This is a genomic window from Streptomyces sp. NBC_00442, assembly GCF_036014195.1.
Taxonomy (GTDB): domain Bacteria; phylum Actinomycetota; class Actinomycetes; order Streptomycetales; family Streptomycetaceae; genus Streptomyces.
Genome location: NZ_CP107918.1, coordinates 2,735,897 through 2,759,109, shown reverse-complemented (window position 1 = coordinate 2,759,109; position 23,213 = coordinate 2,735,897). Strand labels below are relative to the sequence as shown.

Sequence of the window (23,213 nt, the reverse complement as noted above, 5' to 3'; positions counted from 1 at the left end):
GCCCACCGTCCCGGGGGAGCAGGACATGACGCAGGGTCAGGTGCCGCAGCAGGCGCAGCCGACGGGAGCGCCGGCCGGCGGACTGCCGCCGGTGCATCCCTCGCTCAGCGAGGCGACCCGCCTGATGGCCGCCGGCACCTATCTCGACGACGAGTACCGCGACGCCGTCATCGACGAGCTGTACGTCCACGAGGAGCGGGTCGTCGCGCCCTCGCTCGGCTTCGACGCGGCCCGCGTCCTCGCCTACGCGCTGCGCGCCCGCAACCTGCAGATCGCCTGGTCGGTCGGCATCGTCGTGCTCTGGGTGCTCGCCGTGGTCGTCACGGACTACGCCCTCCTGATCCTCGTGGGCCCCTGCCTCCAGCTCGGCCTCGCCCGCCTCGTCCGGGGCGGGGCCAGGACCGCGCCCTGGTACCGCGCGGTGCCGGCCTTCTTCCTGCGCTGGTGGGCGCGGCTGGTGCTCGCCCTGTTCGCCGCCGTCCTGCTGGTCTCGCTGTTCGGCGGCTACGACACCTCCGCGCACACCTACTCGTCCGGGTACGGGAGTTACGGCGGCTACGCAAGCTCGGGCAGCGGGGGATACGACGCCTTCGGCGACGCCGCCGCCGGCGGGAACACCGTCCCGCCGGTCGTCGCGGGCCCCGCCCTGGTGTTCGGCGGCGGCACCGTCGGCCTGGCGGACCGGGGGCTCAGCCCGGGGCTCGGCTGGGGGATCGTCGGCTGCTTCGCCGTGATCGCGCTCTGCGTCGGACTCCAGCGCCTCCAGTTCGCCCGGACCATGGCGGCCGAGCTCTCCCCGCGGGGCTTCCAGGACTTCGCCGCCGACCCCGCGCAGCGCGGCGACAACGGCAGGTTCCAGCGCCTGGCCGCCACGATCCGCGCCGAGCAGCACGCCCCGCTCGCCGTCTACCGTTCCGACGCGCCCTTCCGCGGCGCGGGCGACCCCTTCGAGCCCTGGTCGGTCTCCATCCAGCTGCGCCCGCGCAAGTCCCTGGGCGACCGCAGCCCGGCCCGGGTCAGCAACGCCGAGATCCTGCGCATCGTCGAACCCCTGGTCACCCGGCTCCGCGTGCCCGCGCCGACCGCGCCCGCCGAGGCGGCGGCCGTACGCGACCGGCTGCGCCAGCTCGAAGTGTCCGAGTACGTTTTCCTGCCGGTCGACGGGCTGCCCTCGCGCACCCACGCGCCCTACCGCGACGACGCGTTCGAGCAGCACCGGGCCGCCGCGCTTGAGGAGGGCGGCGAGGCACGCCGGCACTTCCTGCGGATCCGGGTGGGCGGCTGGGAGGAGCACCTCGTCACCACCGTGTTCGTGCGCGTCCACACCCAGGGCGGCATGCTGGTCCTGGAGATCGCCCCGCACGTCCTGCCGCCGTTGCGCGAGGACTTCCTGCGCGCGGACCACACCGCCCGGAACTTCGCCTGCCTCACCCCGGTGGGCAAGGCGGCGTGGGCGCTGAAGCGGACGCCGAGGTCCCTGATCGAGGCCCTCGCCGTCCTGGTGCGTGCCGTCGCCTCCCTGTGGCGCCGGCTCACCGGCGGGCACGCAGGGGCGCTGCCCGACGGCCCGGCGCGCTCGGTGCGCGAACTGGCGGCGGCGCCCGGCACCTCCCTGTTCCAGGCCATGGACTACCGGCGCTACGTGAAGTCCATCGAGGACCGGGTGACCACCGGTGTGCGCGACGCGCTCTACGAAGCGGGCTACGACACCGGACAGTTCGAGCAGAAGATCGTCAACGTCGCCCAGGGCGGCGTCATGATCGAGAACGCCCGAGGGGCGATCAGCGTCGGCGACCACAACACCGTCAACAACGAGGGCTGAGATGACCATGCCGGGTGACGACAGCACACAGCGGGGCGGCGCGCAGCGTTCCGTGCACATCAGCGGAGTGACCGGGTCCGTCTCGGTCGGCGACCACAACAAGGTGTCCAGCGTCTACCGCGCGGGCGCCTCCGACGAGGCCCAGCTCCAACTCCTCGACGCCATCACGGAGTTCAGGGCCGGACTCGCCCAGCTCGTGGGCAACGACCAGACCCGCGTCCTGGACGCGGAACTCGCCGACACCGAGGAGGAGATCCGCGCGGAGGGGCAGGCGAGCCCCGGACGGCTCGCCCGCCTCGGCGAGCTGCTCGCCGGCGCCACCGCCCTCACCGGCCTGCTCGCCTCCGGCGAGACGCTGGTGCAGCGGGTCCGCGAACTGATCGGGATGTGAGGCCGCGGTGAGCGGGGGCACGGGCGAGGTCCGCTGGAACGCGGCGACCCAGAAGTGGGAGACGGTGGAAGAGGGCTCCGGGGCGCCCGCGCCCCCGGTGCCGACCGCGCCACCCGCACCCCCGCCGCTTCCGGCGATGCCGCCCCGGACACCGGATCCGGACCCGTACCCGAAGACGACGGGTGCGCACCCGACGACGGGAGCGCACGCGGAACCCCAGCCGTTCCCCGAGTCTCCTGCGTACCCCGAGTCCCCGCTGTACCCCGAACCCCCGCCGTACCCCGAGCCGCGCCGGGCCCGGCGGGTGCCGGTCGCCGTGGTGATCGCGCTGGTCGTCGTCGCCGCGGCCGGCGCGGGCAGTGGCTGGTTCCTGGCCCGCGGCGGCTCCGACCACCCGAAGGCCGCCGCCTCACCCTCCGCGCCGCCCTCGCCCCTGCCCTCCGGCACGGCCGAGCGCACCGGTGGCGGCGGCCCGACACCGTCGCCCTCGGCATCGGCGTCGCCGAGCGCCACCGTGCCCGCCGGCTTCCAACTGGTCCAGGATCCACGGGGGTTCAGGATGTACGTGCCGACGGGCTGGACCCGTCGGGACCAGGGCGCCAAGGGCGTCTTCTACAACGCACCGGACGGAGCCCGGCTGATCCAGGTGTACCCGGTCTCCGAGGCCGGTCTGAGCCCGTACGACGCGCTCAAGCAGACCTCGGGCGAGCTCGCGAAGAACCCCGGGTACCAGGAGATCAGCCTCACCGGCGACGCCACCGTGCCCGGCATCACCGGGCCGGTCGCGCGCCTCGTGTACGCCTACGACAACCAGCAGCTCGGCCACCGGCGCCAGGTGGCGGACTACGCCTTCCCGACGCCCGGCGGCGAGCAGTACGCCGTCCTGTCCGCCGCCCCCGCCGACGCGTGGCCGGAACAGGAGGACACGCTCAGGACGGCGCTCACCGTCTTCTGTGCCGGCTCCGACTGCCCGTCGCGGCCGGCACGTTGACGGAAGGCGGCTAGCGCTGCGCGAGGACCTCGCGCAGCTGGTCGAGCCCCCAGTCCAGGTCCTCCTTGCTGATGACCAGGGGAGGGGCGATCCGGATCGTCGAGCCGTGGGTGTCCTTGACCAGGACCCCGCGGCCCATCATCTTCTCCGAGATCTCGCGCCCCGTGCCGTACGAGGGACGGATGTCCACGCCCGCCCACAGGCCGCGCCCCCGGACCGCCTCGACGGGGCCCGTGCCGCCGGTCAGCAGCCCGAGCTCGTGGTGCAGATGGTCGCCGAGCTCGGCAGCGCGCTGCTGGTACTCGCCGGTGCGCAGCATCGCGATGACCTCAAGGGCCACCGCGCAGGCCAGCGGGTTCCCGCCGAACGTCGAGCCGTGCTCACCCGGCCGGAACACGCCGAGCACCTGCGACGAGGCGGCCACCGCGGACACCGGCACCACGCCGCCGCCCAGCGCCTTGCCCAGGATGTAGACGTCCGGCACCACGTCCTCGTGCTCGCACGCGAACGTCCTGCCGGTCCTGCCGAGCCCGGACTGGATCTCGTCCGCCATGAACAGCACGTTCCGCTCGCGCGTCAACTCCCGTACGCCCGCGAGGTATCCGGCCGGCGGGACCAGCACGCCGGCCTCGCCCTGGATGGGTTCAAGCAGCACCGCCACGGTGTTGTCGGTGACCGCGGCCCGCAGTGCGGTGAGGTCGCCGTACGGGACGATCTCGAAGCCCGGCGTGTAGGGCCCGTAGTCCGCGCGGGCCTCCGGGTCGGTGGAGAAGCTGACGATCGTGGTCGTACGGCCGTGGAAGTTGTCCCGGGCGACCACGATCTTCGCCTGCCCGTCCGGTACGCCCTTGACCTTGTAGCCCCACTTGCGGGCGGTCTTCACGGCGGTCTCCACCGCCTCCGCCCCCGTGTTCATGGGCAGCACCATCTCCTTGCCGCACAACTCGGCGAGCTCCGTACAGAATTGGGCGAAGCGGTCGTGGTGGAACGCCCTCGACGTGAGGGTGACGCGCTCCAGTTGGGCCTTGGCCGCGTCGATGAGACGGCGGTTGCCGTGGCCGAAGTTGAGCGCCGAGTAGCCGGCCAGCATGTCGAGATAGCGCCGGCCCTCGACGTCCGTCATCCAGGCGCCCTCGGCGGAGGCGACCACGACGGGCAGGGGATGGTAGTTGTGCGCACTGTGGGCCTCGGCGGAACGGATGGCGTCTTCGGTCGCTGCGTGGGTCGACACGGGTTCTCCGATCGTCATGCGGCTTGGGGCGTCGATGGTGCCCTTTTCTATCGTCGCTCGGATGCCGGACGAAGAAACCTTGCCGTTCCGGGCGGCCGGTAGGGTGTTCGGTACGCGCGGCGACTGGCGAGCGGGGAAACGACCCCGGGGAAGCCGTGCGCGGCCTGCCGCACGAGGTGCCGCCCGCCTGGGCACCCCGGGAACCCGACACCGGACCCCGGAGGACGCCATGAGCCTTCCCCTTTCCCACCCCGCCCTACTGGCCGCCGACCCCGAGCTGGCCGGCCTGGTCGCCGCCGAGGAGCGGCTCCAGTCCGACACCCTGCGCCTGATCCCCAGCGAGAACTACGTCTCGACGGCCGTCCTCGAAGCGTCGGGGACGGTGCTCCAGAACAAGTACAGCGAGGGCTACGCGGGCCGGCGCTACTACGAGGGCCAGCAGAACATCGACAAGGTCGAGCGGCTCGCCGTCCAGCGCGCCAAGGCCCTTTTCGGCGTCGAGCACGCCAACGTCCAGCCGTACTCGGGCTCGCCCGCCAACCTCGCCGTGTACCTCGCCTTCGCCGAGCCGGGCGACACCGTGATGGGCATGGCGCTGCCGATGGGCGGCCACCTCACGCACGGCTGGGGCGTCTCGGCGACCGGCCGGTGGTTCCGGGGCGTGCAGTACGGGGTGCGCGCCGACACCGGGCTCGTCGACCTCGACGAGGTGCGCGAGATCGCCCTCAAGGAGCGGCCGAAGCTGATCTTCTGCGGGGGTACGGCGCTGCCCCGCACGATCGACTTCGCCGCGTTCGCGGAGATCGCGAAGGAGGCCGGCGCGGTGCTCGTCGCGGACGTCGCGCACATCGCGGGCCTGATCGCGGGCGGCGCGCACCCCTCGCCCGCGCCGTACGCCGACGTCATCTCGACCACCACGCACAAGACCCTGCGGGGGCCGCGGGGCGCGATGCTGATGTCCCGCGAGGAGCACGCGAAGGCCCTCGACAAGGCGGTCTTCCCCGGGCTCCAGGGCGGCCCGCACAACCAGACCACGGCGGCGATCGCGGTCGCGCTGCACGAGGCGGCGCAGCCGGCGTTCTGCGCGTACGCGCACCAGGTCGTGGCCAACGCGAAGGCCCTCGCGGACGCGCTTCTGGAGCGGGGCTTCGACCTCGTGTCGGGCGGCACGGACAACCACCTGATCCTGATGGACCTGACGTCGCGCGACGTCTCGGGCAAGATCGCGGCGAAGGGGCTCGACCGGGCGGGGATCGTCGTCAACTACAACACCGTGCCGTACGACCCCCGCAAGCCGTTCGACCCCTCCGGGATCCGGATCGGGACGCCGTCCCTGACGTCGCGGGGGCTGGGGGTCGACCACATGGCGCGGGTGGCCGAATGGCTGGACCGGGGGGTGGCCGCGGCGCGGGCCGGGGACGAGGACACGTTGTCCGTGATCCGTGCGGAGGTGGCAGACCTCCTCTCCGCCCACCCCGCCCCGGGCCTCCCCCTGGACTAGCCCCCGGGGCTCCGCCCCAGACCCCGCGTCGCGCCTGAAGGGCGCTCGTCCTCAAACGCCGGACGGGCTGAGGACGGGCACCCTGCCACGGGCGCGGAGGGCTTCGGGGGCGGCAGCCCCCGGCGTGCTGGGTCACCTTGTGGGGCCGGTCACAAGCTCGGGGTTTCCGGGTGGGCGCGCCCACCTGAGAGAATGCTGAGCATGGCCCTGAATCGTCCGCGCGTGCTCTCCGGAATCCAGCCCACCGCAGGCTCGTTCCACCTCGGCAACTACCTCGGCGCGGTCCGCCAGTGGGTGGCGCTGCAAGAGACCCACGACGCGTTCTACATGGTCGTGGACCTCCACGCGATCACCGTCCCGCAGGACCCCGCCGAGCTGCGCGCCAACACCCGGCTCGCCGCGGCGCAGCTGCTCGCCGCCGGTCTGGACCCCGAGCGCTGCACCCTGTTCGTGCAGAGCCACGTGCCCGAGCACGCCCAGCTCGCCTGGATCATGAACTGCCTGGCCGGTTTCGGCGAGGCCAGCCGGATGACCCAGTTCAAGGACAAGTCGGCCAAGCAGGGCGCCGGCAACGCCACGGTCGGCCTCTTCACGTACCCGATCCTCCAGGTCGCCGACATCCTCCTGTACCAGGCCAACCAGGTCCCGGTCGGCGAGGACCAGCGCCAGCACATCGAGCTCACCCGCGACCTCGCCGAGCGGTTCAACGGCCGCTTCGGTGACACGTTCACCGTCCCGGAGCCGTACATCCTCAAGGAGACGGCGAAGATCTACGACCTTCAGGACCCGTCGATCAAGATGAGCAAGTCGGCGTCGACGCCGAAGGGCCTCATCAACCTGCTCGACGAGCCGAAGACGACGGCGAAGAAGGTCAAGAGCGCGGTCACCGACACCGACACGGTGATCAAGTACGACACCGAGAACAAGCCGGGTGTCTCCAACCTGCTCACCATCTACTCGACCCTCACCGGCAGGACGATCGCCGATCTGGAGGCCGACTACGAGGGCAAGATGTACGGCGCGCTCAAGACCGACCTCGCCGAGGTGATGGTGGAGTTCGTCACCCCGTTCCGGGCCCGTACGCAGCAGTACCTCGACGACCCCGAGACGCTGGACTCGCTGCTCGCCAAGGGCGCCGAGAAGGCCCGCGCGGTCGCCGCCGAGACGCTGGCGACGGCGTACGACAAGGTCGGCATGCTGCCCGCCAAGCACTGACCGGGTCCGGATCGGGACGGCGTGGCCGGAGCTCGCCCCGGGCCTCTGGTCAGCGGCCGTCCGGCCCGTCACACTGCACACCATCGACACCACAGCATCGACACCACAGCACGGAGGAGAACGACGTGGGGACCGTAACGCTCGGCGTTTCGATCGCGGTCCCGGAGCCCTACGGCAGCCTGCTCCAGGAGCGGCGCGCGGGCTTCGGTGACCCCGCCGCGCACGGCATCCCCACGCACGTCACGCTGCTGCCGCCGCACGAGGTCGAGGCGGCGTGCCTGCCGGACATCGAGGCGCACCTGGCCTCGGTCGCGGCGGCGGGCCGCGCGTTCACGATGCGGCTGGGCGGCACGGGCACGTTCCGCCCGCTCTCCCCGGTCGTCTTCGTGAAGGTGGCGGAGGGCGCGGGCGAGTGCGCGTGGCTCCAGCAGCGGGTGCGGGACGAGGCGGGCCCGCTGGTGCGCGAGCTCCGGTTCCCGTACCACCCCCATGTCACCGTGGCGCACGGCATCTCCGACGAGGCGATGGACGTGGCGCACGAGTCCCTCGCCGGATTCTCCGCGTCCTGGACGTGCGGCGGGTTCGCCCTCTACGAGCAGGGCGCCGACGGGGTGTGGCGCAAGCTGCGCGACTACCCCTTCGGCATCGGGGCGCTCGGCGTCCCCGCGCAGGGCGCCTGCCTGGACCACCCCTCCCTGCGCTAGTTCCGCCTCATACCGGCAGCCGCCGGAACACCCCGCGCGGCACGTGCCGCAGCGCCGACATCACCAGGCGCATCGCCCCGGGCACCCACACCAGCTCCGCCCGCCGACGCAGCCCCGTCTCGATGGCGAGGGCCACCGCCTCGGGCGTGGTGGCGAGCGGCGCCTCGGCGAGGCCGGCCGTCATTTTCGTCCGGACGAATCCGGGGCGTACCACCATGACGTGCACCCCGCTGCCGTGCAGCGCGTCGCCGAGGCCCTGGGCGAACGCGTCGAGCCCGGCCTTGCTCGATCCGTAGATGAAGTTGCTGCGGCGGCCGCGTTCGCCGGCCACCGACGACAGCACGACGAGCGAGCCGTGGCCCTGGGCCTGGAGCGCCTTGGCGCAGACGAGGCCGGCCGAGACCGCGCCGGTGTAGTTGGTCTGCGCGACCCGCACCGCGGCGAGCGGCTCGCCCTCGTCGTGGGTCTGGTCGCCGAGCACCCCGAAGGCGAGCAGCACCATGTCGATGTCGCCCTCGGCGAACACCTTGCCGAGCGCGACCTCGTGCCCGGCGCAGTCGAGCGCGTCGAAGGCGAGGGTGTGGACGTCGGCGCCGAGCTCGCGCAGGCCGGCCGCCGCCGACTCCAGGGCGGGGGAGGGGCGGCCCGCGAGCCAGACCGTTCGGGTGCGGCGGGCGACCAGGCGGCGGGCGGTGGCGAGGCCGATCTCGGAGGTACCGCCGAGCACGAGCAGCGACTGCGGGGTGCCGAACGCGTCCTTCATCAGGGCTCCTTGAGGGCTAGCGGAAGAAGAGAAATGGGTGGGGGCTACAGGCCCAGGCGCCGGGCCATGTCCGAGGTGAAGACTCCGCGGGGGTCCAACTCGGCGCGCAGGGAACGGAATTGGGGCAGCATCGGATACATGCGCTCCACGATCTCCGGGCGCATCCGCGCGTCCTTCGCCAGGTAGACGCGGCCGCCCGCGCCCGCCACCTGCTCGTCCAGGTCGTCGAGGAGGGCGCCGAGGCCCGGCAGGTTCGCGGGGATGTCGAGTGCGAGGGTCCAGCCGGGGAGCGGGAAGGACAGCCAGCCGGGGTCGGCCTCGCCGAAGCGCTTGAGCACGGCGAGGAAGGAGGGGCAGCCGTGCCGTGAGATGCGGCGCACGATGGCGCGCAGGGCTTCCTCCTGGCCGTACCCGACGACGAACTGGTACTGCACGAAGCCGCCGCGCCCGTACACGCGGTTCCAGTGCGGCACCCCGTCCAGGGGGTGGAAGAACGTCGAGATGCGCTGGAGTTCGCCCGTGCGGTGCTTGGGCGCCCTGCGGTACCAGAGTTCGTTGAACGCGGTGACCGATGCGCGGCCGAGCAGTCCCTCGGGCAGGAAGGAAGGGGCGGCCGGCAGCCGGCGCGGCCGGAAGGCGAGCGGGCTGCGGGCGGCGCGGGGCGGCAGCATGTCGAGCGGCGCGTGCTCGCCGCGGGTCAGCACCGACCGGCCGGTCGCGGCGCCCCGCGCGAGCAGGTCGATCCAGGCCACCGAGTACCGGTAGCGATGGTCACCCGATTCGAGCCGGGTCATCAAGTCGTCCAGATCCACCGCGCGTTCGGTGTCGACCGCCATCAACGAGGTCTGCACCGGCAGGAGTTGGATGGTGGCCCGCAGAATCACTCCGGTCAGGCCCATCCCGCCGGCCGTCGCGTCGAACAGCGCGCTGTCCGCGGAGACGGTCCGTACCGTGCCGTCCGCCGTGAGCAGTTCGAGGTCGAGGACGTGGCGCGTGAAGGAGCCCGAGACGTGGTGGTTCTTGCCGTGGATGTCGGCACCGATCGCCCCGCCGACCGTGACGTAGCGCGTGCCGGGGGTCACGGGCACGAACCAGCCGAGCGGCAGCAGCACCTCCATCAGTCGGTGCAGGCTGACGCCCGCGTCGCAGACGACCACGCCGGCCTCGACGTCCACGGTGCGGATGCGGTCGAGCCCCGTCATGTCCAGGACCGCGCCGCCCGCGTTCTGCGCGGCGTCCCCGTACGCCCTGCCGAGCCCGCGGGCGATGGTGCCGCGCGCCCCGCAGGCCCGCACGGCGTCCGCGGCCTCGGCGTAGCTCCGCGGGCGCAGCACGCGGGCCGTGCTGGGGGCGGTGCGGCCCCAGCCGCTCACGGACGTCGGCACCCCGGTGGGGGCGGGCGCGGCGGCGGGCGCCGTGGGGGGCGCCGTATCGGGTGTCGTGTCGGCAGACATGAATGTGACCGTATCGCCTTGGTCGTCCGCTTTGCCCGAGTCACGCGCCCCATGCGCGCGCCCACGTTCGCGCCCCGCCTTCGCGCCCCTGTGTCGACGTCCGGAGCGGAGCGCGGTCGATGCGGCGTCCATCCCGATAATCATTCACCGAAATGGGTGATTACCTGTGTGTCAGTCCCATTTATCCCGTATTCCACTCGCCGGGCGCAGGAGAGTCGCCGGTGGCCTGCGGCCAGTTGGCGGGCCGACGACGTCACGGAAGAGGGGTGGAAGATGCAGAAGCCGTCGTGCACCGACGCCGACGAGCGGCTCCTGGCCGCGCTGCGCGACTGCGGTGCGGACCCGCGGGTGGCAGCCGCCGCCCGCACCCTGTCCTGGGCCGGTGAGCACGGCGCGCTCTGGCTGGCGGCCGGGCTCGCGGGGGCCGCCGTCGACCGGGACCGGCGCGGGGCCTGGCTGCGGGGCACCGCCCTGGTCGCCGCCGCCCACCTGGCCAGCATGGGCGTCAAGCGCCTGGTGCGCAGGCCGCGCCCCCTGCTCGCGGCGGCCGAACCCCTGGTGCGTACCGCGGGGCGGCACTCCTTCCCCAGCTCGCACGCCAGCTCCGCGGCCGCCGCGGCCGTCGCGTACGGGGCGCTGCGGCCCGCGGGCGCCCACCTCGTGCCGCCGCTCGCCGCCGCGATGTGCGTCTCGCGTCTCGTCGCCGGGGTGCACTACCCGAGCGACATCGCGGCCGGCGCGCTGCTCGGCGGTGTCACCGCGCGAGCCGGCGCGGCCTGGATGCTGGGCACCCTCGAAAGGACGCGCCGATGACCGAGCCCGGTGTCGTGCTCCTCGACGAACACGGGGCGGGCGCGGCCTCCGCGCCCCGCCGCCTGCTCGCCCTGCCCGGCGCGCTCATCCGCACCGCCCGGCCACGGCAGTGGGTCAAGAACGTGCTCGTGGCGGCCGCGCCGGCCGCCGCCGGGCGACTGTCGAGCCCACGAGACATCACCCAACTCGCCCTGGTCTTCTTCCTGTTCACCGCGGCCGCCTCGGCCGTCTACCTCATCAACGACGCCCGTGACGCCGAGGCCGACCGCGCCCACCCCGACAAGTGCCGCCGCCCGGTCGCCGCCGGACAGGTTTCCGTGTCCACCGCCTACGCGGCCGGCGGGATCCTCGCCGTGCTCGCACCGCTGGGCGCCGCCCTGACCTGCAACGCGATGACGGCCACGCTCCTGTCCTGCTACGTGGTCATGCAGCTCGCCTACTGCGTCAAGCTCAAGCACGTCCTCGTCGTCGACCTGGTCGTGGTCACCAGCGGGTTCCTGATGCGGGCGATGACCGGCGGGGTCGCGCTCGGCATCCCCCTCTCCCGCTGGTTCCTCATCACCGCCGGGTTCGGCGCCCTGTTCATGGTGTCGGCCAAGCGGTATTCCGAGGCGCTCCAGATGGAGGGCCGGGGCGCGGCCACCCGCGCGCTCCTCGACGCCTACACCACCGGCTATCTGCGCTTCGTGTGGCAGCTCGCCGCGGGCGTCGCCGTGCTCGCCTACTGCATGTGGGCGCTGGAGGCCGGCGGCGTCGCCAACGGCGCGCTGCTGCCCTGGCGGCAGCTGTCGATGGTGCCGTTCATCGGCGCGATCCTGCGCTACGCCGTCTTCGCCGACCGGGGCGGCGCGGGCGCGCCCGAGGACGTGGTGCTGCACGACCGCGCCCTCGCCGTCATCGGCCTCGTCTGGATCGCCATGTACGCGCTCGCGGTGACCGACCTGTGAGCGTCTCCCGGTCCGAGCTGATCGGCTTCGCGCTGGCCGGCGTCTGCGCGTACGTCACCGACCTCGGCCTGTTCGTATGGCTGCGCTCGGGCCTCGACTGGGACCCGGTCGCCGCCAAGTCCCTCTCGTTCGTGGCCGGTTGCACGGTCGCCTACCTCGGCAACGCCTTCGGTACCTACCGGGGGCGCCGGGCCGGCCGGCGCGAGTACGCCGTGTTCTTCGCCGTGAACCTCGCGGGCGCCCTCGTGCAGGTCCTGTGCATCGCCGTCTCGCACTACGGCCTCGGGTTCACCTCCCCGCGCGCCGACACCCTCTCCGGAGCCGTCTTCGGCATGGCTCTCGCGACCTGTTTGCGCTTTTGGGGAACGAGAACGCTGGTCTTCGGCGGTGGACCGGAAGGATTGCCTCCGCACGGACACAGTCGAGCCGGAGAGGGTAGTCGTACGTCATGGACTGGCTGAAGAAACTTCCCGTCGTGGGGCCCTGGATCACCCGCCTCATGCGGACCCACGCCTGGCGCTCCTACGAGCGGCTCGACCGCGTCTACTGGTCCAGGCTGGCCGCCGCCATCACCTTCATCAGCTTCCTCGCGCTGTTCCCGCTGCTCACCGTCGGCGCCGCCATCGCGGCCGCGCTGCTCTCCGGCGACCAGGTGCACAAGCTGCAGAACACCATCGCCGAGCAGGTCCCCGGCATCTCCGACCAGCTCGACCTCCAGGCGCTGATCGACAACGCGGGCACCGTCGGCATCGTCGCCGGAGCCCTGCTGCTGTTCACCGGCATCGGCTGGGTCTCCCAGATGCGCGGCTGCCTGCGCGTGGTGTGGGAGGCCGAGGACGCCGACGCCGACGAGAACCCCGTCCTGCGCAAGCTCAAGGACGGCGGCATCCTGCTCGGCCTCGGCGCCGCGGGACTCGCCTCCTGGGCGGCCTCCTCCATCGGCTCCACCGCCGTCGGCTGGACCGCCGACAGGCTCGGCATCGACGAGGGCGGCGCGGGCGGGGTGCTGCTGCGCGTCGCGGCGATCGCCGTCGCCGTCGTCGCGGACTTCCTGCTGCTCCTGTACGTCCTGACGCTGCTGCCCGGCGTGAGCCCGCCGCGCCGCCGGCTCTTCGTGGCCGCGCTGGTCTTCGCGATCGGCTTCGAACTCCTGAAGCTGCTGCTCGGCGGCTACATGAAGGGCGTCGCGGCCAAGAGCATGTACGGCGCCTTCGGGGTGCCCATCGCGCTGCTGCTGTGGATCAACTTCACGGCGAAGCTGCTCCTGTTCTGCGCGGCGTGGACGGCCACCCCGTCCAAGGAGGACGACCCCGCTCTCACCGAGGACGAAGGACCGGAGGTCACCGCCTCCGGAGCGGCCAGCGCCGGTTGATCAGGAAGACCGCGCCCGCGACGAGGACCAGCGCGCCGCCGATGATCCCCAGCGCGATGCCGGCGCCGCCGCTCTCGCTCCCCTTGGCGGCGCCCGCCTGATCGGGGCGGTTCTTGGCGCCGCCCTGCACGCTTCCGGCGCTCGCGCCCGTGCCCGCGGGGCTCGTGGCCGTCGCGGACTTCGGCGGGACCAGCTCACCGACCGGGGTGACCTTCCCGCCGGCCGCGAACCCCCAGTCGAGCAGCCGCGCGGCCTCCTTGTAGACGGCCTGGCTCTCCCGCGAGTCGGGGTTCATGACGGTGACGAGGAGCACCTTGCCGTCCCGCTCGGCGACCCCGGTGAAGGTGGCGCCCGCGTTGGTGGTGTTGCCGTTCTTGACGCCCGCGATGCCCTTGTACGGGTTGAGCCCGAAGTCGCCGGTGAGCAGCCGGTTGGTGTTCTGGATCTCGAACGCCTCGCGCTTCTTGTCCTTGTTCTCGGCGCCGGGGAACTTCGCCGTCGCCGTCGCGCAGTACTCGCGGAAGTCCTTGTTCTGCAGCCCCGAGCGGGCGAACAGCGTCAGGTCGTAGGCGCTGGAGACCTGGCCCGGCATGTCGTAGCCGTCCGGCGAGACGACCCGGGTGTCGAGGGCCTGGAGGTCGTCGGCCTTGTGCTGCATGTCCGTGACGGTCTGGGCCACGCCGCCGTTCATCGACGACAACACGTGCACGGCGTCGTTGCCCGAGCGCAGGAAGACCCCGAGCCACAGGTCGTGCACCGAGTACGACAGGTTCTCCTTCACCCCGACCAGGCTGCTGCCGGCGCCGAGTCCGGCCAGGTCCTTGGCGACCACCAGGTGCTGCTCGTCCCGGGGGAACTTGGGCAGCACGGTGTCGGCGAACAGCATCTTCAGGGTGGAGGCGGGCGGCAGCCGCCAGTGCGCGTTGTGCGAGGCGAGCACCTTGCCGCTCTCGGCGTCCGCGACGATCCAGGACCGTCCGGTCACGTCCTTGGGCAGCACGGGCGCGCCGGTGCCCAGACGCACCTGCGTGCCGGCTTCGCCGAGCTGGTCCCCACCGACCTTCGACATGGCGGTCGGCGGCGCGTCGTTGCGCTGGCCGGGGGCGCCGGGCGTCGCGGAGGCGGCCGGCTTGTCGTCCCGGGGCACCGCGGCGGCGGGGACCGCGGCCAGCGCGGGCAGCACGGCGGCGCCGGCCACGGCGACGGACAGGGCGAGCCCGGCGGCTCGCTTCGGCGCGCGCGCAGGCGACGCGGGGAGTCGAAGAGGCAGGGCGCTCTTGATCACGTTCACGGGAGGCACGTTCGAGAACGTACATGCTGCGTCCACCGAACCGATCATCGTACGGATGACCCGCCGAGAGCCTCCACCCGGCCGGAGGTGCGCGGAGAGTGGCGCCGGTAGGGGAGCCATGAAACTCAGCCGCCCCCCTCTCCTCGTTCCTGCTCGCCTTCGGCGCGTGGAGCTGGGTCATCCGGATCACCTTCCACAGACAACTGACCAGTGGAGGCTTGCTGACAGAAATGAGCAGGTGAGAGGGCAGTGAGCCCCTGCGTGTCAGCTGACGTCTCCGCGGACGCCAAGGTCACCAGCGACCAGGTGGCGGCGAAGGCCACGATGCCGGCGGCCGGAGCGACCGTCACCGCGGCCCCCTGACCGGTTTACGCGGCTGCGAATGCGGGATTGGCTTACGGCTGCCATCGGCTCACGTCGCGTACGGAGTTCGGGGCCGCTCGCGTGGCGTGACACGACTCCGCCCCGGCGCGGCGTTGACGCTGCGCCGGGGCGATGAGCCAGGGCTTGGACGGTGGGTCAGGTGTTGGTCAGGCGGAAGTACACGGACTTGAACTTGATCTTGGAATCAGGCTTTCCACCGGCGTTCACAGAGGTGTGGTCACCCTGGCATTCGGCGTCGGGAAAGAGGAACAGGTTCGAGTGGGTGTTGTTCTTGAAGTTCCAGGCGTAAGCGCTCTTACCGGATTCGACCTCGGGGATGTTGATGCAGACCCTTCCCTCCGGGTGGTCCAGCTTGCCGAACTTCGGGTTCTCCGCCGTGCCCCACGAGTAGGTGGCATAGCCGTCGACCGCGTTGGCCGAGGTGGGCAGGGTGACGACGAGGGCGAGGGCGCCGAGGGCGGCGCCGACCGTATGGCGGAAACGCACGAAGTGCTGCTAGGGGGCAGGGGGTTGGGGATGTGGGCGCCGAGGTCTGGGGCCTCCCTCTCAGGATTGCGTGGCCAGCTCCGATACATCCTCGGCGGCGGAAGCCACCCGTAGGGAGGGCGCAGAAGCGATACCTCTACCGCCACGTGGAGGACCCCCACGCCCGGACCCCCACGCCCGCCCGCCCCTGCCGGGAGGGGGCCCCTGCGCCCCCGGAACCGGCTGTCCGCTCCACCCGTAGGCCGCCCCGTCGGTACGCTTCCCCTTCCCGTCGAGCACGGCCGGGGCTTCTACGTGCGGTTCGCCCGAACGCCCCGAAGCCCGATGACGCCGATGATCGTCCCGAGGATGAACGAGACGATGGCGAGCGTCAGGTGGACCCAGAAGTACGCCGTGGGCCGGCCGTGGTCGAAGGCGAGTCCGCTGGCATCGGCCCACAGGTTCTTGGCGAAGGTCACCCAGACCACCCAGGACCAGGCCCCGAACGCGAGCAGGAACCAGGAGACGCGACGGCTGAGCTTCATGAGGGGAGTCCTTCGGGGGGTCGGGCACGGCGTTCCCAGCCAGTATCGAGCCGGCCTCGCCGGGCCCGGTGGGCGGGGGCTCTGTGAAGAACCTGCGGACGCTCGGATTCCTCTCGCCGCGCACACTTCGCCGTGAACAGGCGGATACGGAGGGTTCCGTCACGCTCGGCTAACGAGTGGCTGTGAGAAAAAGGTTGTCCCTTCCACAATGTGAAGGTCGTGTGATTGGGTGAGCCCCATCACGGGCGCAGCGTGCCGACACCGCGCGTTCGGCAAGGGTGGGGCGTTCCGAGGAGAGCACGGCGATGCGGTCGATCCGTATGCGGATGGTGGCAATAGGCGCGGCGGTGGTGGTCGCCGGCGTGGGGGGCTGGCAGCTGCTGCCGTCCGATCAGGCGAAGAAGGACCCCATCTCCGTCGGGACGACCGACGTGATCACCTCGCTCGACCCGGCGGGTGCCTACGACGCGGGATCCTGGGCGATCTACAACAACGTCTACCAGTCGCTGATGACCTTCCGCGAAGGCAGCGCGACGCCGGTCCCGGACGCCGCGAAGAGCTGCACCTTCGTCGGGCAGAAGCTCCAGACGTACCAGTGCGTGCTCCGGGACGACCTCACCTTCTCCAGCGGGCGCAAGGTGACCGCCGAGGACGTGAAGTTCTCCTTCGACCGGATCTTCAAGATCAATTCCGATCTGGGTCCCCAGCCGCTGTTCGCCATGATCGGCTCGGTGAAGGCCGACGGGAACACGGTCACCTTCAACCTGAAGACCAAGGACGCCACCTTCCCCTCCAAGCTCGCCACCGGCGCGGGCTCGATCGTCGACAGCACCGATTACCCCGCGGGTTCCCTGCGCAAGGGCGACTCGGTGACCGGCTCGGGTCCGTACGTGCTCAAGGGGTACACGAAGGACTCCTCGGGGCGCCCGGTCAGCGCGAGCCTGGAGCCCAACTCCCACTACCACGGCGCGGTGACCAAGAGGGGGCTGCCCGTCACGGTGCGCTACTTCGCCGAGGCGGACCAGCTCAACGACGCCTGGCAGGCCAAGCAGATCGACGTCACCCACCGCGAGATGCCGCCGCAGGTCCTCGCCAAGCTGTCGCCGGGACCCGATCTGCGGATCACCACCTCCCCCGGCTACGACATCCGCGCGGTGAACTTCAACCTCAAGTCGTCGAGCCCGGTCTCCAAGGTCAAGGTCCGTCAGGCCGCCGCCTCCCTCATCGACCGCGGGGCGCTCGTCAACGCCGTCTACAGCGGCACCGTCGACCCCCTGTACTCGGTGATCCCGCAGGGCTTCACCGGCCACAGCACCGCGTTCTTCGACGCCTACCCGCAGCCCGACGCGGCCAAGGCGAAGGCGCTCCTGAAGGGCGAGCAGCTCCCGGTCCGCTTCGACCTGGCCTACCGCAAGCTCGGCGCGAACGGCGCGGAGGCCGAGGAGATCAAGAAGCAGCTCGAAAAGGACGGCCTGTTCAAGGTCAACCTGATCGCCGAGGCCGACTGGCGGAAGATGCAGCAGAACTACGCCGAGGGCAAGTACGACGCGTACACGGCCGGCTGGCTCGCCGACTTCCCCGACCCCGACAACTTCAGCCAGCCGCTCGTCGGTACCGGCAACAGCCTCCACAACAACTACTCCGACAAGACGGCGGACGAACTCATCCGCCAGACCCAGGAGTACACCGACCGCGGACGCACCGCCGACGACTTCAAGGCGCTCCAGGAGAAGGTCGCCGAGGACGTTCCGCTGATCCCGCTGTGGCAGGGCAAGAACTATGTGCTCGGCAGCAAGGACATCAGCGGCTCGCAGTACCTCTCCGACGGCACGGGCGTGTGGCGGCTGTGGGAGCTGGGCTGGATCTGAGCCCGGGTGGGGCCGCGGGGGCGGATGTGAACCGGTGGGGTTCACCCAAAGGGCTTCTGTCCAAGGCGCCACCGGTTCTGCTCCATTGACCGCGCCCGGAGTCGCTGCTTCCGTCGAAGGATGCGCCTTTCCCGCCGTACGCTCCTGAGCTCACTCGCCGGATCGGCCCTCGCCCTCGGGGCGAGCACCGGGACCGGGCACGCCGCCCAGGCCGGCGCCCCCGCCGCGCCGGACCCGGCCGCACGGGCACTGGCCCGGCTGCTGCCCCGCCACGCGGGGCAGGTCACCTTCCGCGCCACGCCCCGCGCGATCGCGCCCCGCGCGGCCGGCCGCGACAGCGACCGCTTCCGCGTCTCGGGCGGCGCCGGGCGGATCCTCGTCGAGGGCAGCACCCCGGCCGTTCAACTCACCGGATTCCACTGGTACTTGCGGCACGTGGCCCACGCCCACATCTCCTGGACGGGCGAGCAGACCGGCCTGCCCGCCACGCTGCCCGCCGTGCCCGCGCCCATCGAGAAGACGGCCGGCGTCACCCATCGCTTCGCCTTCAACGACACCAACGACGGCTACACCGGCCCCTACCACGACTGGACGTACTGGGAGCGCGAGCTCGACGTCCTGGCCCTGCACGGATACAACGAGGTGCTGGTCTACCTCGGCGCCGACACCGTCTACCACCGCACCTTCCTCCAGCACGGCTACGACGACACCGAGCTGCGCGCCTGGCTCCCCGGGCCCGCGCATCAGCCCTGGTGGCTGCTCCAGAACATGTCCGGATTCGGCGGCCCCCTGTCCCGACAACTCCTCCACGAAAGGGCCGAGTTGGCGGTCCGCGTCGTGACCCGGCTGCGCGAACTCGGCATGAGTCCGGTGCTGCCCGGCTACTTCGGGACCGTCCCGCCCGGCTTCACCGACCGCGAGCCGGGTGCCCGCGTGGTGCCGCAGGGCGTGTGGGGCGGTTTCCCCCGGCCCGACTGGCTCGACCCCCGCTGCGACGCCTTCGGCCGCGTCGCCGGTACGTTCTACGACGTACAGAACGAGCTGCTCGGCGCCGCCCCCTCGTACAAGATGGACCTGCTGCACGAAGGCGGCACCCCCGGCGACGTGCCGATCGGCGACGCCGCGCGGGCCGTCGAGAGCGCGCTGCGCACGGCGCGTCCTGGGGCGCTCTGGACCATCCTGGGCTGGCAGAACAACCCGCACCGCGAGATCGTCGAAGCCGTCGACAAGGCCAGGCTGTTCATCGTCGACGGCCTCTCCGACCGCTTCCCCTCGGTCACCGACCGCGAGGAGACCTGGGAGGGCACGCCGTACGCGTTCGGCTCCATCTGGAACTTCGGCGGCCACACGGTGATGGGTGCCAACACTCCCGACTGGGCCTCCCTGTACGAGCGTTGGCGCACCAAGCCCGACAGCGCGCTCGACGGCATCGCGCTCATGCCGGAGGGCGCGGACAACAATCCCGCCGCGTTCGCCCTCTTCTCCGACCTGCCCTGGACGGAGGGGACGCTCGACCTGGAGGAGTGGTTCCGGCAGTGGCCGCGCTACCGGTACGGCGCCGACGACGCGCACGCGGCCCGCGCCTGGGACGTGCTGCGCCGCACCGCGTACGGCACCACGCGCGCCGACTCCTGGAGCGAGGGCGCGGACGGCCTGTTCGGCGCCCGGCCCGACCTGAACGCCCTGTCGGCGGGATATTGGTCGCCCCGTCAACTGCGCTACGACGCGGCCGAGTTCGCCAAGGCGCTGCCCGAGCTCCTGGCCGTGGCCCCGGCCCTGCGGACCTCGTCGGCCTACCGGTACGACCTCCTCGACGTGACCCGCCAGACCCTCTCCAACCGGTCCCGGCTGCTGCTCCCGGACATCCGTACCGCCTACCAGGCGAAGGACACGGCACGGTTCGCGAGCCTGACGGAGCAGTGGATGCGCGACCTCGCCCTCCTGGAACGGGTCGTCACCACGGACCGGAATCACCTGCTGGGACGCCGGCTCGCCGACGCCCGGTCGTGGGGCGCGACGGCGCAGGAGAAGGACCGCCTGGAGTACGACCTGCTGACGCTCCTCACGGTGTGGGGCCCGCGCGCGGCCGCCGACGGCGGGCATCTGCGGGACTACGCCAACCGGGAGTGGTCCGGCCTGGTGGGCGGCCTCTACACGCTGCGCTGGCGCACCTGCTTCGACACGCTCGCCACGTCCCTGACCACGGGCCGCCCCCCGGCCCCCGTCGACTGGTTCGCCCTCGAGGACGCGTGGGTGCGCACCCACCCGCCGTTCGCGACGGAGCCCAGCGGCGACATCGTGAAGGTGGCGGGGGAGGTGACCCGGGCCCTCGGGCTGTGACTCCCGCCTCCCGCTAGTGCCATAGCAGGCAACGTTTGCCCTGTTGTGATGTGACGCGCCGTCCGGGTGCTGTGCTGTGCCGGGCGGCGCGTGGCCGTCACCCTGTCCGGGTGGCAGAACGAGTACGTGTACGCGAGATCGACGATGGCGAAGGCAGACGGCTGCTTCGGATCGTCCGCCGGGGCGCCGGGTGGGTGGTGACCTGGCGGCGTGCCCAGATGGTCCTGCTGTCCGCCCAGGGCATGCCGGTGGCGAAGATCGCCGAGGTCACCTTCACCAGCGATGACCGGGTCCGGGATGTGATCCACAACTTCAACGCCGACGGCTTCGACTCCCTGTATCCGAAGTACAAGGGCGGCCGGCCCAAGACCTTCACCCTGCCCGAGCGGCGCGAGATCAAGAAGATCGCGAAGTCCAAGCCGACCGAACACCACCTGCCCTTTTCGACCTGGAGCCTGACCAAGCTGGCCGACTTCCTGGCCGCCGAGGGGGTGGTCGACGACATCAGCCACGAGGGCCTGCGCATCCTGCTCCGCGAGGAAGGCGTCTCCTTTCCACGCCTGAAGACCTGGAAGACCTCCCGCGACCCCTGACGAAGAAGTGCCAGCGGGTCGGCACCTGGGCGGCGGCGAACAATGTCGAAATCGCCTGCACCCCGGCCAACAGCTCCTGGCTCAACCGCGTCGAAGCCCAGTTCACCGCCCTGCGCTACTTCACCCTCGACGGCACCGCCCACGCCGGCCACAAGGAGCGGGGCAGCATGATCCGCCGCCACATCATCCGGCGAAACCGCCACGCCGACGACAAGCACCTACGCGCTGTCGTCCACAGGGCCAACGTCGCCTGAAACCGCATGAAGGCAGAGAAGATGACCACACAGACCGACCGTGTCGACCACGAACTGATCCGGGCAGCGGCGCACATCGCGGCCACACGCTGCCGGGGCGACAACCACACCGTGGCGGCCGCGGCCCGCGCCCGAGACGGCCGGATCGTCACCGCGGTGAACGCCTATCACTTCACCGGAGGCCCCTGCGCGGAACTGGTCCTCATCGGCGCTGCTGCCGCCCAGGGCGCCTACGACCTGGACACCATCGTCGCCGTGGGTGACCGCGACCGAGGCGTCGTACCCCCATGCGGCCGCTGCCGCCAGGTCCTTCTTGACTACTTCCCCGCCCTCAACGTCATCGTCGGGACGAACGACAGCCTCCGGATGGTGCCCGTCACCGACCTGCTTCCCGAAAGCTACATCTGGGCGGACCACCAGCTCGACGCCGAGGAGAGCGCACCACTCAGCACGAGCTGACCCCCGGCGGTTACAGGGCAAACGTTGCCTGCTACGGCACTAGCTCCGTTTGCGGGAGGCCGCCGCCTGGGACATCCCCGGCAGGAAGTCCGTGAACAGCTCGTGGACCTCGTGCACGAGCGGCCGCAGCACCCGGAACCGGGCGAGCGCGACCCCCCGGGTGGTGAGCTTGGCGCCCCGTGCCGCGAGACGGTAGCTGCGCTCGCGGCCCGGCGACCGGTCGAACACCCAGTACAGGACGAGCCCCATCTGCGACAGCCACATCAACTCGGGCAGTACGTCGGCGAGTTCGGCCGGTACCTTGCTCTTCGTGCCGGCCAGCACCTCCCGGTGCACGGAGATAGCGGCCTCGCGCGCGTGCTCCGACTCCGTCGAGAACGGACTGAGCGGGCTGTCCGGATCCGCCGCGTTCTTGAAGAACTGCGCCGCGAACTCGTGGTACGGCGAGGCGATGTCGAGCCAGACCCGCAGCACCCCGGCGAGCCGGGCCTCCAGATCCGTCTCGGTGTCGAGCACCTCGCGCACCGCCTCGTGGTGCTGTGCGGCGATCCGGTCGTAGAAGCCCTGGATCAGGTGCTCCTTGCCGGCGAAGTAGTAGTACGCGTTGCCGACCGAGACCCCGGCCTCCTGGGCGATGGCCCGCATCGTGGTCTTGTCGTACCCCCGCTCCTGGAAGAGCCGCATCGCGGTCTCCAGGATCAGGGTGCGGGTCTGCTCGCCCTTGGCGGGGCGGGCCCCGTCCGCGTCGGGGGCCGTCTCTTCGGGCGCGTTCTGTGCTGGCACGTCACGAGCCTAATCGGACGGGGTCCGGCCGGGCCGACAGGGTCGCGGCCGCCGACGGGCGGGGCGGCCCGGCCGCCGTGGGTCACACCCGTACGCGCGGCAGCCCCGTCACGCTCATGACCAGCGAATACAGCGAGGTGGTCGCGGTGATGAAGAGGCGGTTGTTCTTGGGTCCGCCGAAGGCGATGTTGGAGACGGGCTCGGGGACGCGCAGCCGCCCGATGAGCGTGCCGTCGGGGTCGTAGCAGTGCACTCCGCCCGCCATGGCGGCGGCCCAGAGCCTGCCGCCGTCGTCGAAGCGGATGTTGTCGAACCGGCTCTCGTCGTCCGCGACCTCGGCGAAGACCCTGCCGTCGTCGAGCGTGCCGTCCGCCCTCACCTCGAAGACGCGGATGCGTCCGCCCCGGGTGTCGGACACGTACAACTGCCGTTCGTCCGGCGAGAACACGAGGCCGTTGGGCGCCCCGAACCCGTCCGCGACGAGCCGTACCTCGCCGGTCGACGGATCTGCCCGGTAGACGTGGCAGCCGTCGATCTCGGGGTCGGCGCGGAAGCCCTCGTAGTCGCTGGTGATGCCGAAGTCCGGGTCGGAGAACCAGATGGATCCGTCCGAGCGCACCACCGCGTCGTTGGGGCTGTTGAGCCGCTTGCCGCCGAAGCGCTCGGCGATCACGGTGAGCCGCCCGTCGGGCTCGGTGCGGGTGACCCGGCGATTGCCCTGCTCGCAGGTGATGAGCCGCCCCTCGCGGTCGATCGTGTTGCCGTTGGGGTGCCCGGCGGGGGAGCGGAAGAGGGAGACCGCGCCGGTCTCCTCGTCCCAGCGCAGCATCCGGTCGTTGGGGATGTCGCTCCAGACGAGCTGCCGCCAGGCCGGCAGGTACAGCGGGCCCTCGGCCCAGCGGCAGCCGTCGTGGAGCACGTCGAGCCGGTCGTCCCCGGCGGCGCAGCGCCCGGTGCGGAATCGCTCGTCCAGGATCTCGTACAACGGAGCACGCAGCTGATCGGACACAATCTCCCCTTCGCGCAA

Annotated in this window: 21 protein-coding genes, 1 pseudogene and 1 riboswitch; of the genes and pseudogenes, 14 read left to right on the top strand and 8 right to left on the bottom strand. The window is 71.6% G+C overall.

The annotated features are described in order from the left end of the window. The first annotated feature begins 25 nt into the window (after positions 1 to 25). The 3 genes from OG432_RS12340 to OG432_RS12330 are packed head-to-tail and all read left to right on the top strand — an operon-like array spanning position 26 to position 3,204. Positions 26 to 1,822 (top strand): hypothetical protein, encoded by a 1,797-nt coding sequence (locus tag OG432_RS12340; RefSeq protein ID WP_328310743.1) that lies wholly within the window; start codon positions 26 to 28, stop codon positions 1,820 to 1,822. A 1-nt stretch (position 1,823) separates the two neighbouring features. Beyond that, positions 1,824 to 2,213, top strand: a complete 390-nt coding sequence (locus OG432_RS12335) for a hypothetical protein (protein WP_328310741.1) — start codon at positions 1,824 to 1,826, stop codon at positions 2,211 to 2,213. A 7-nt stretch (positions 2,214 to 2,220) separates the two neighbouring features. After that, a complete protein-coding gene (locus OG432_RS12330; protein ID WP_328310739.1) occupies positions 2,221 to 3,204 on the top strand; it encodes a hypothetical protein in 984 nt (327 codons plus the stop codon). A 10-nt stretch (positions 3,205 to 3,214) separates the two neighbouring features. Here OG432_RS12330 and rocD read toward each other — a convergent pair whose 3' ends face one another. Continuing rightward, on the bottom strand, positions 3,215 to 4,453 hold the full coding sequence (gene rocD / locus OG432_RS12325) for an ornithine--oxo-acid transaminase (RefSeq protein WP_328310737.1): 1,239 nt from the start codon (positions 4,451 to 4,453) through the stop codon (positions 3,215 to 3,217). Positions 4,454 to 4,544: 91 nt separating this feature from the next. After that, positions 4,545 to 4,635: riboswitch (ZMP/ZTP riboswitch) on the top strand. A gap of 29 nt (positions 4,636 to 4,664) precedes the next feature. On the opposite strand from rocD, the gene glyA reads away from it, so the two are divergent. From glyA to OG432_RS12310, 3 genes are all read left to right on the top strand, one after another. Next, positions 4,665 to 5,936 carry a serine hydroxymethyltransferase gene (glyA, locus tag OG432_RS12320; protein ID WP_328310735.1) on the top strand — a complete coding sequence of 424 codons (1,272 nt, stop codon included), beginning with the start codon at positions 4,665 to 4,667 and terminating at the stop codon, positions 5,934 to 5,936. 201 nt (positions 5,937 to 6,137) lie between these two features. Further along, on the top strand, positions 6,138 to 7,151 hold the full coding sequence (trpS, locus tag OG432_RS12315; protein ID WP_328310733.1) for a tryptophan--tRNA ligase: 1,014 nt from the start codon (positions 6,138 to 6,140) through the stop codon (positions 7,149 to 7,151). A 125-nt stretch (positions 7,152 to 7,276) separates the two neighbouring features. After that, positions 7,277 to 7,855 (top strand): 2'-5' RNA ligase family protein, encoded by a 579-nt coding sequence (locus tag OG432_RS12310; RefSeq protein ID WP_328310731.1) that lies wholly within the window; start codon positions 7,277 to 7,279, stop codon positions 7,853 to 7,855. 7 nt (positions 7,856 to 7,862) lie between these two features. Here OG432_RS12310 and OG432_RS12305 read toward each other — a convergent pair whose 3' ends face one another. Both OG432_RS12305 and OG432_RS12300 read right to left on the bottom strand, forming a co-directional pair. Then, on the bottom strand, positions 7,863 to 8,618 hold the full coding sequence (locus OG432_RS12305) for a decaprenylphospho-beta-D-erythro-pentofuranosid-2-ulose 2-reductase (protein WP_328310728.1): 756 nt from the start codon (positions 8,616 to 8,618) through the stop codon (positions 7,863 to 7,865). Positions 8,619 to 8,662: 44 nt separating this feature from the next. Then, positions 8,663 to 10,072: an FAD-binding oxidoreductase gene (locus OG432_RS12300; RefSeq protein WP_328310726.1), complete on the bottom strand. Its 1,410-nt coding sequence runs from the start codon at positions 10,070 to 10,072 to the stop codon at positions 8,663 to 8,665. Between the two features lie 273 nt (positions 10,073 to 10,345). Here OG432_RS12300 and OG432_RS12295 point away from each other — a divergent pair, with 273 nt between their 5' ends. From OG432_RS12295 to OG432_RS12280, 4 genes are read left to right on the top strand one after another with little or no spacing between them, the layout of a single operon-like run. Continuing rightward, complete coding sequence (locus OG432_RS12295) at positions 10,346 to 10,885, top strand: phosphatase PAP2 family protein (protein WP_328310724.1); 540 nt, start codon at positions 10,346 to 10,348, stop codon at positions 10,883 to 10,885. Then, the gene (locus tag OG432_RS12290; protein ID WP_328310722.1) at positions 10,882 to 11,832 is read left to right on the top strand and encodes a decaprenyl-phosphate phosphoribosyltransferase; all 951 of its coding nucleotides are present in this window, start codon (positions 10,882 to 10,884) and stop codon (positions 11,830 to 11,832) included. The genes OG432_RS12295 and OG432_RS12290 overlap by 4 nt, the downstream gene beginning before the upstream one ends. Continuing rightward, positions 11,829 to 12,293, top strand: a complete 465-nt coding sequence (locus OG432_RS12285) for a GtrA family protein (RefSeq protein WP_328310720.1) — start codon at positions 11,829 to 11,831, stop codon at positions 12,291 to 12,293. Before OG432_RS12290 ends, OG432_RS12285 begins: the two co-directional genes overlap by 4 nt. Further along, positions 12,281 to 13,204: a YihY/virulence factor BrkB family protein gene (locus OG432_RS12280; protein ID WP_328310718.1), complete on the top strand. Its 924-nt coding sequence runs from the start codon at positions 12,281 to 12,283 to the stop codon at positions 13,202 to 13,204. The genes OG432_RS12285 and OG432_RS12280 overlap by 13 nt, the downstream gene beginning before the upstream one ends. Here OG432_RS12280 and OG432_RS12275 read toward each other — a convergent pair. From OG432_RS12275 to OG432_RS12265, 3 genes are all read right to left on the bottom strand, one after another. Then, entirely contained in the window at positions 13,173 to 14,495 is a 1,323-nt protein-coding gene (locus tag OG432_RS12275) for a D-alanyl-D-alanine carboxypeptidase family protein (RefSeq protein WP_443058565.1), read from the bottom strand. The genes OG432_RS12280 and OG432_RS12275 overlap by 32 nt on opposite strands. A gap of 519 nt (positions 14,496 to 15,014) precedes the next feature. After that, entirely contained in the window at positions 15,015 to 15,365 is a 351-nt protein-coding gene (locus OG432_RS12270) for a hypothetical protein (protein WP_328310717.1), read from the bottom strand. Between the two features lie 290 nt (positions 15,366 to 15,655). Then, a complete protein-coding gene (locus OG432_RS12265; RefSeq protein WP_328310715.1) occupies positions 15,656 to 15,889 on the bottom strand; it encodes an SCO4848 family membrane protein in 234 nt (77 codons plus the stop codon). Between the two features lie 305 nt (positions 15,890 to 16,194). Between OG432_RS12265 and OG432_RS12260 the strand changes: the two genes are divergently transcribed. From OG432_RS12260 to OG432_RS12245, 4 genes and pseudogenes are all read left to right on the top strand, one after another. Next, complete coding sequence (locus OG432_RS12260; protein WP_328310713.1) at positions 16,195 to 17,757, top strand: ABC transporter substrate-binding protein; 1,563 nt, start codon at positions 16,195 to 16,197, stop codon at positions 17,755 to 17,757. Positions 17,758 to 17,877: 120 nt separating this feature from the next. Next, positions 17,878 to 20,097: an alpha-N-acetylglucosaminidase gene (locus tag OG432_RS12255; RefSeq protein WP_328310711.1), complete on the top strand. Its 2,220-nt coding sequence runs from the start codon at positions 17,878 to 17,880 to the stop codon at positions 20,095 to 20,097. A 110-nt stretch (positions 20,098 to 20,207) separates the two neighbouring features. After that, positions 20,208 to 20,944 (top strand): annotated as a pseudogene (locus OG432_RS12250) (helix-turn-helix domain-containing protein). Between the two features lie 21 nt (positions 20,945 to 20,965). Further along, on the top strand, positions 20,966 to 21,403 hold the full coding sequence (locus OG432_RS12245) for a cytidine deaminase (protein ID WP_328310709.1): 438 nt from the start codon (positions 20,966 to 20,968) through the stop codon (positions 21,401 to 21,403). Positions 21,404 to 21,442: 39 nt separating this feature from the next. Here OG432_RS12245 and OG432_RS12240 read toward each other — a convergent pair whose 3' ends face one another. Together OG432_RS12240 and OG432_RS12235 are read right to left on the bottom strand one after the other, a co-directional pair. Next, positions 21,443 to 22,186: a TetR/AcrR family transcriptional regulator gene (locus OG432_RS12240; RefSeq protein ID WP_328310707.1), complete on the bottom strand. Its 744-nt coding sequence runs from the start codon at positions 22,184 to 22,186 to the stop codon at positions 21,443 to 21,445. A gap of 82 nt (positions 22,187 to 22,268) precedes the next feature. Next, complete coding sequence (locus OG432_RS12235) at positions 22,269 to 23,195, bottom strand: SMP-30/gluconolactonase/LRE family protein (RefSeq protein WP_328310706.1); 927 nt, start codon at positions 23,193 to 23,195, stop codon at positions 22,269 to 22,271. Between the last annotated feature and the right edge of the window lie 18 nt (positions 23,196 to 23,213).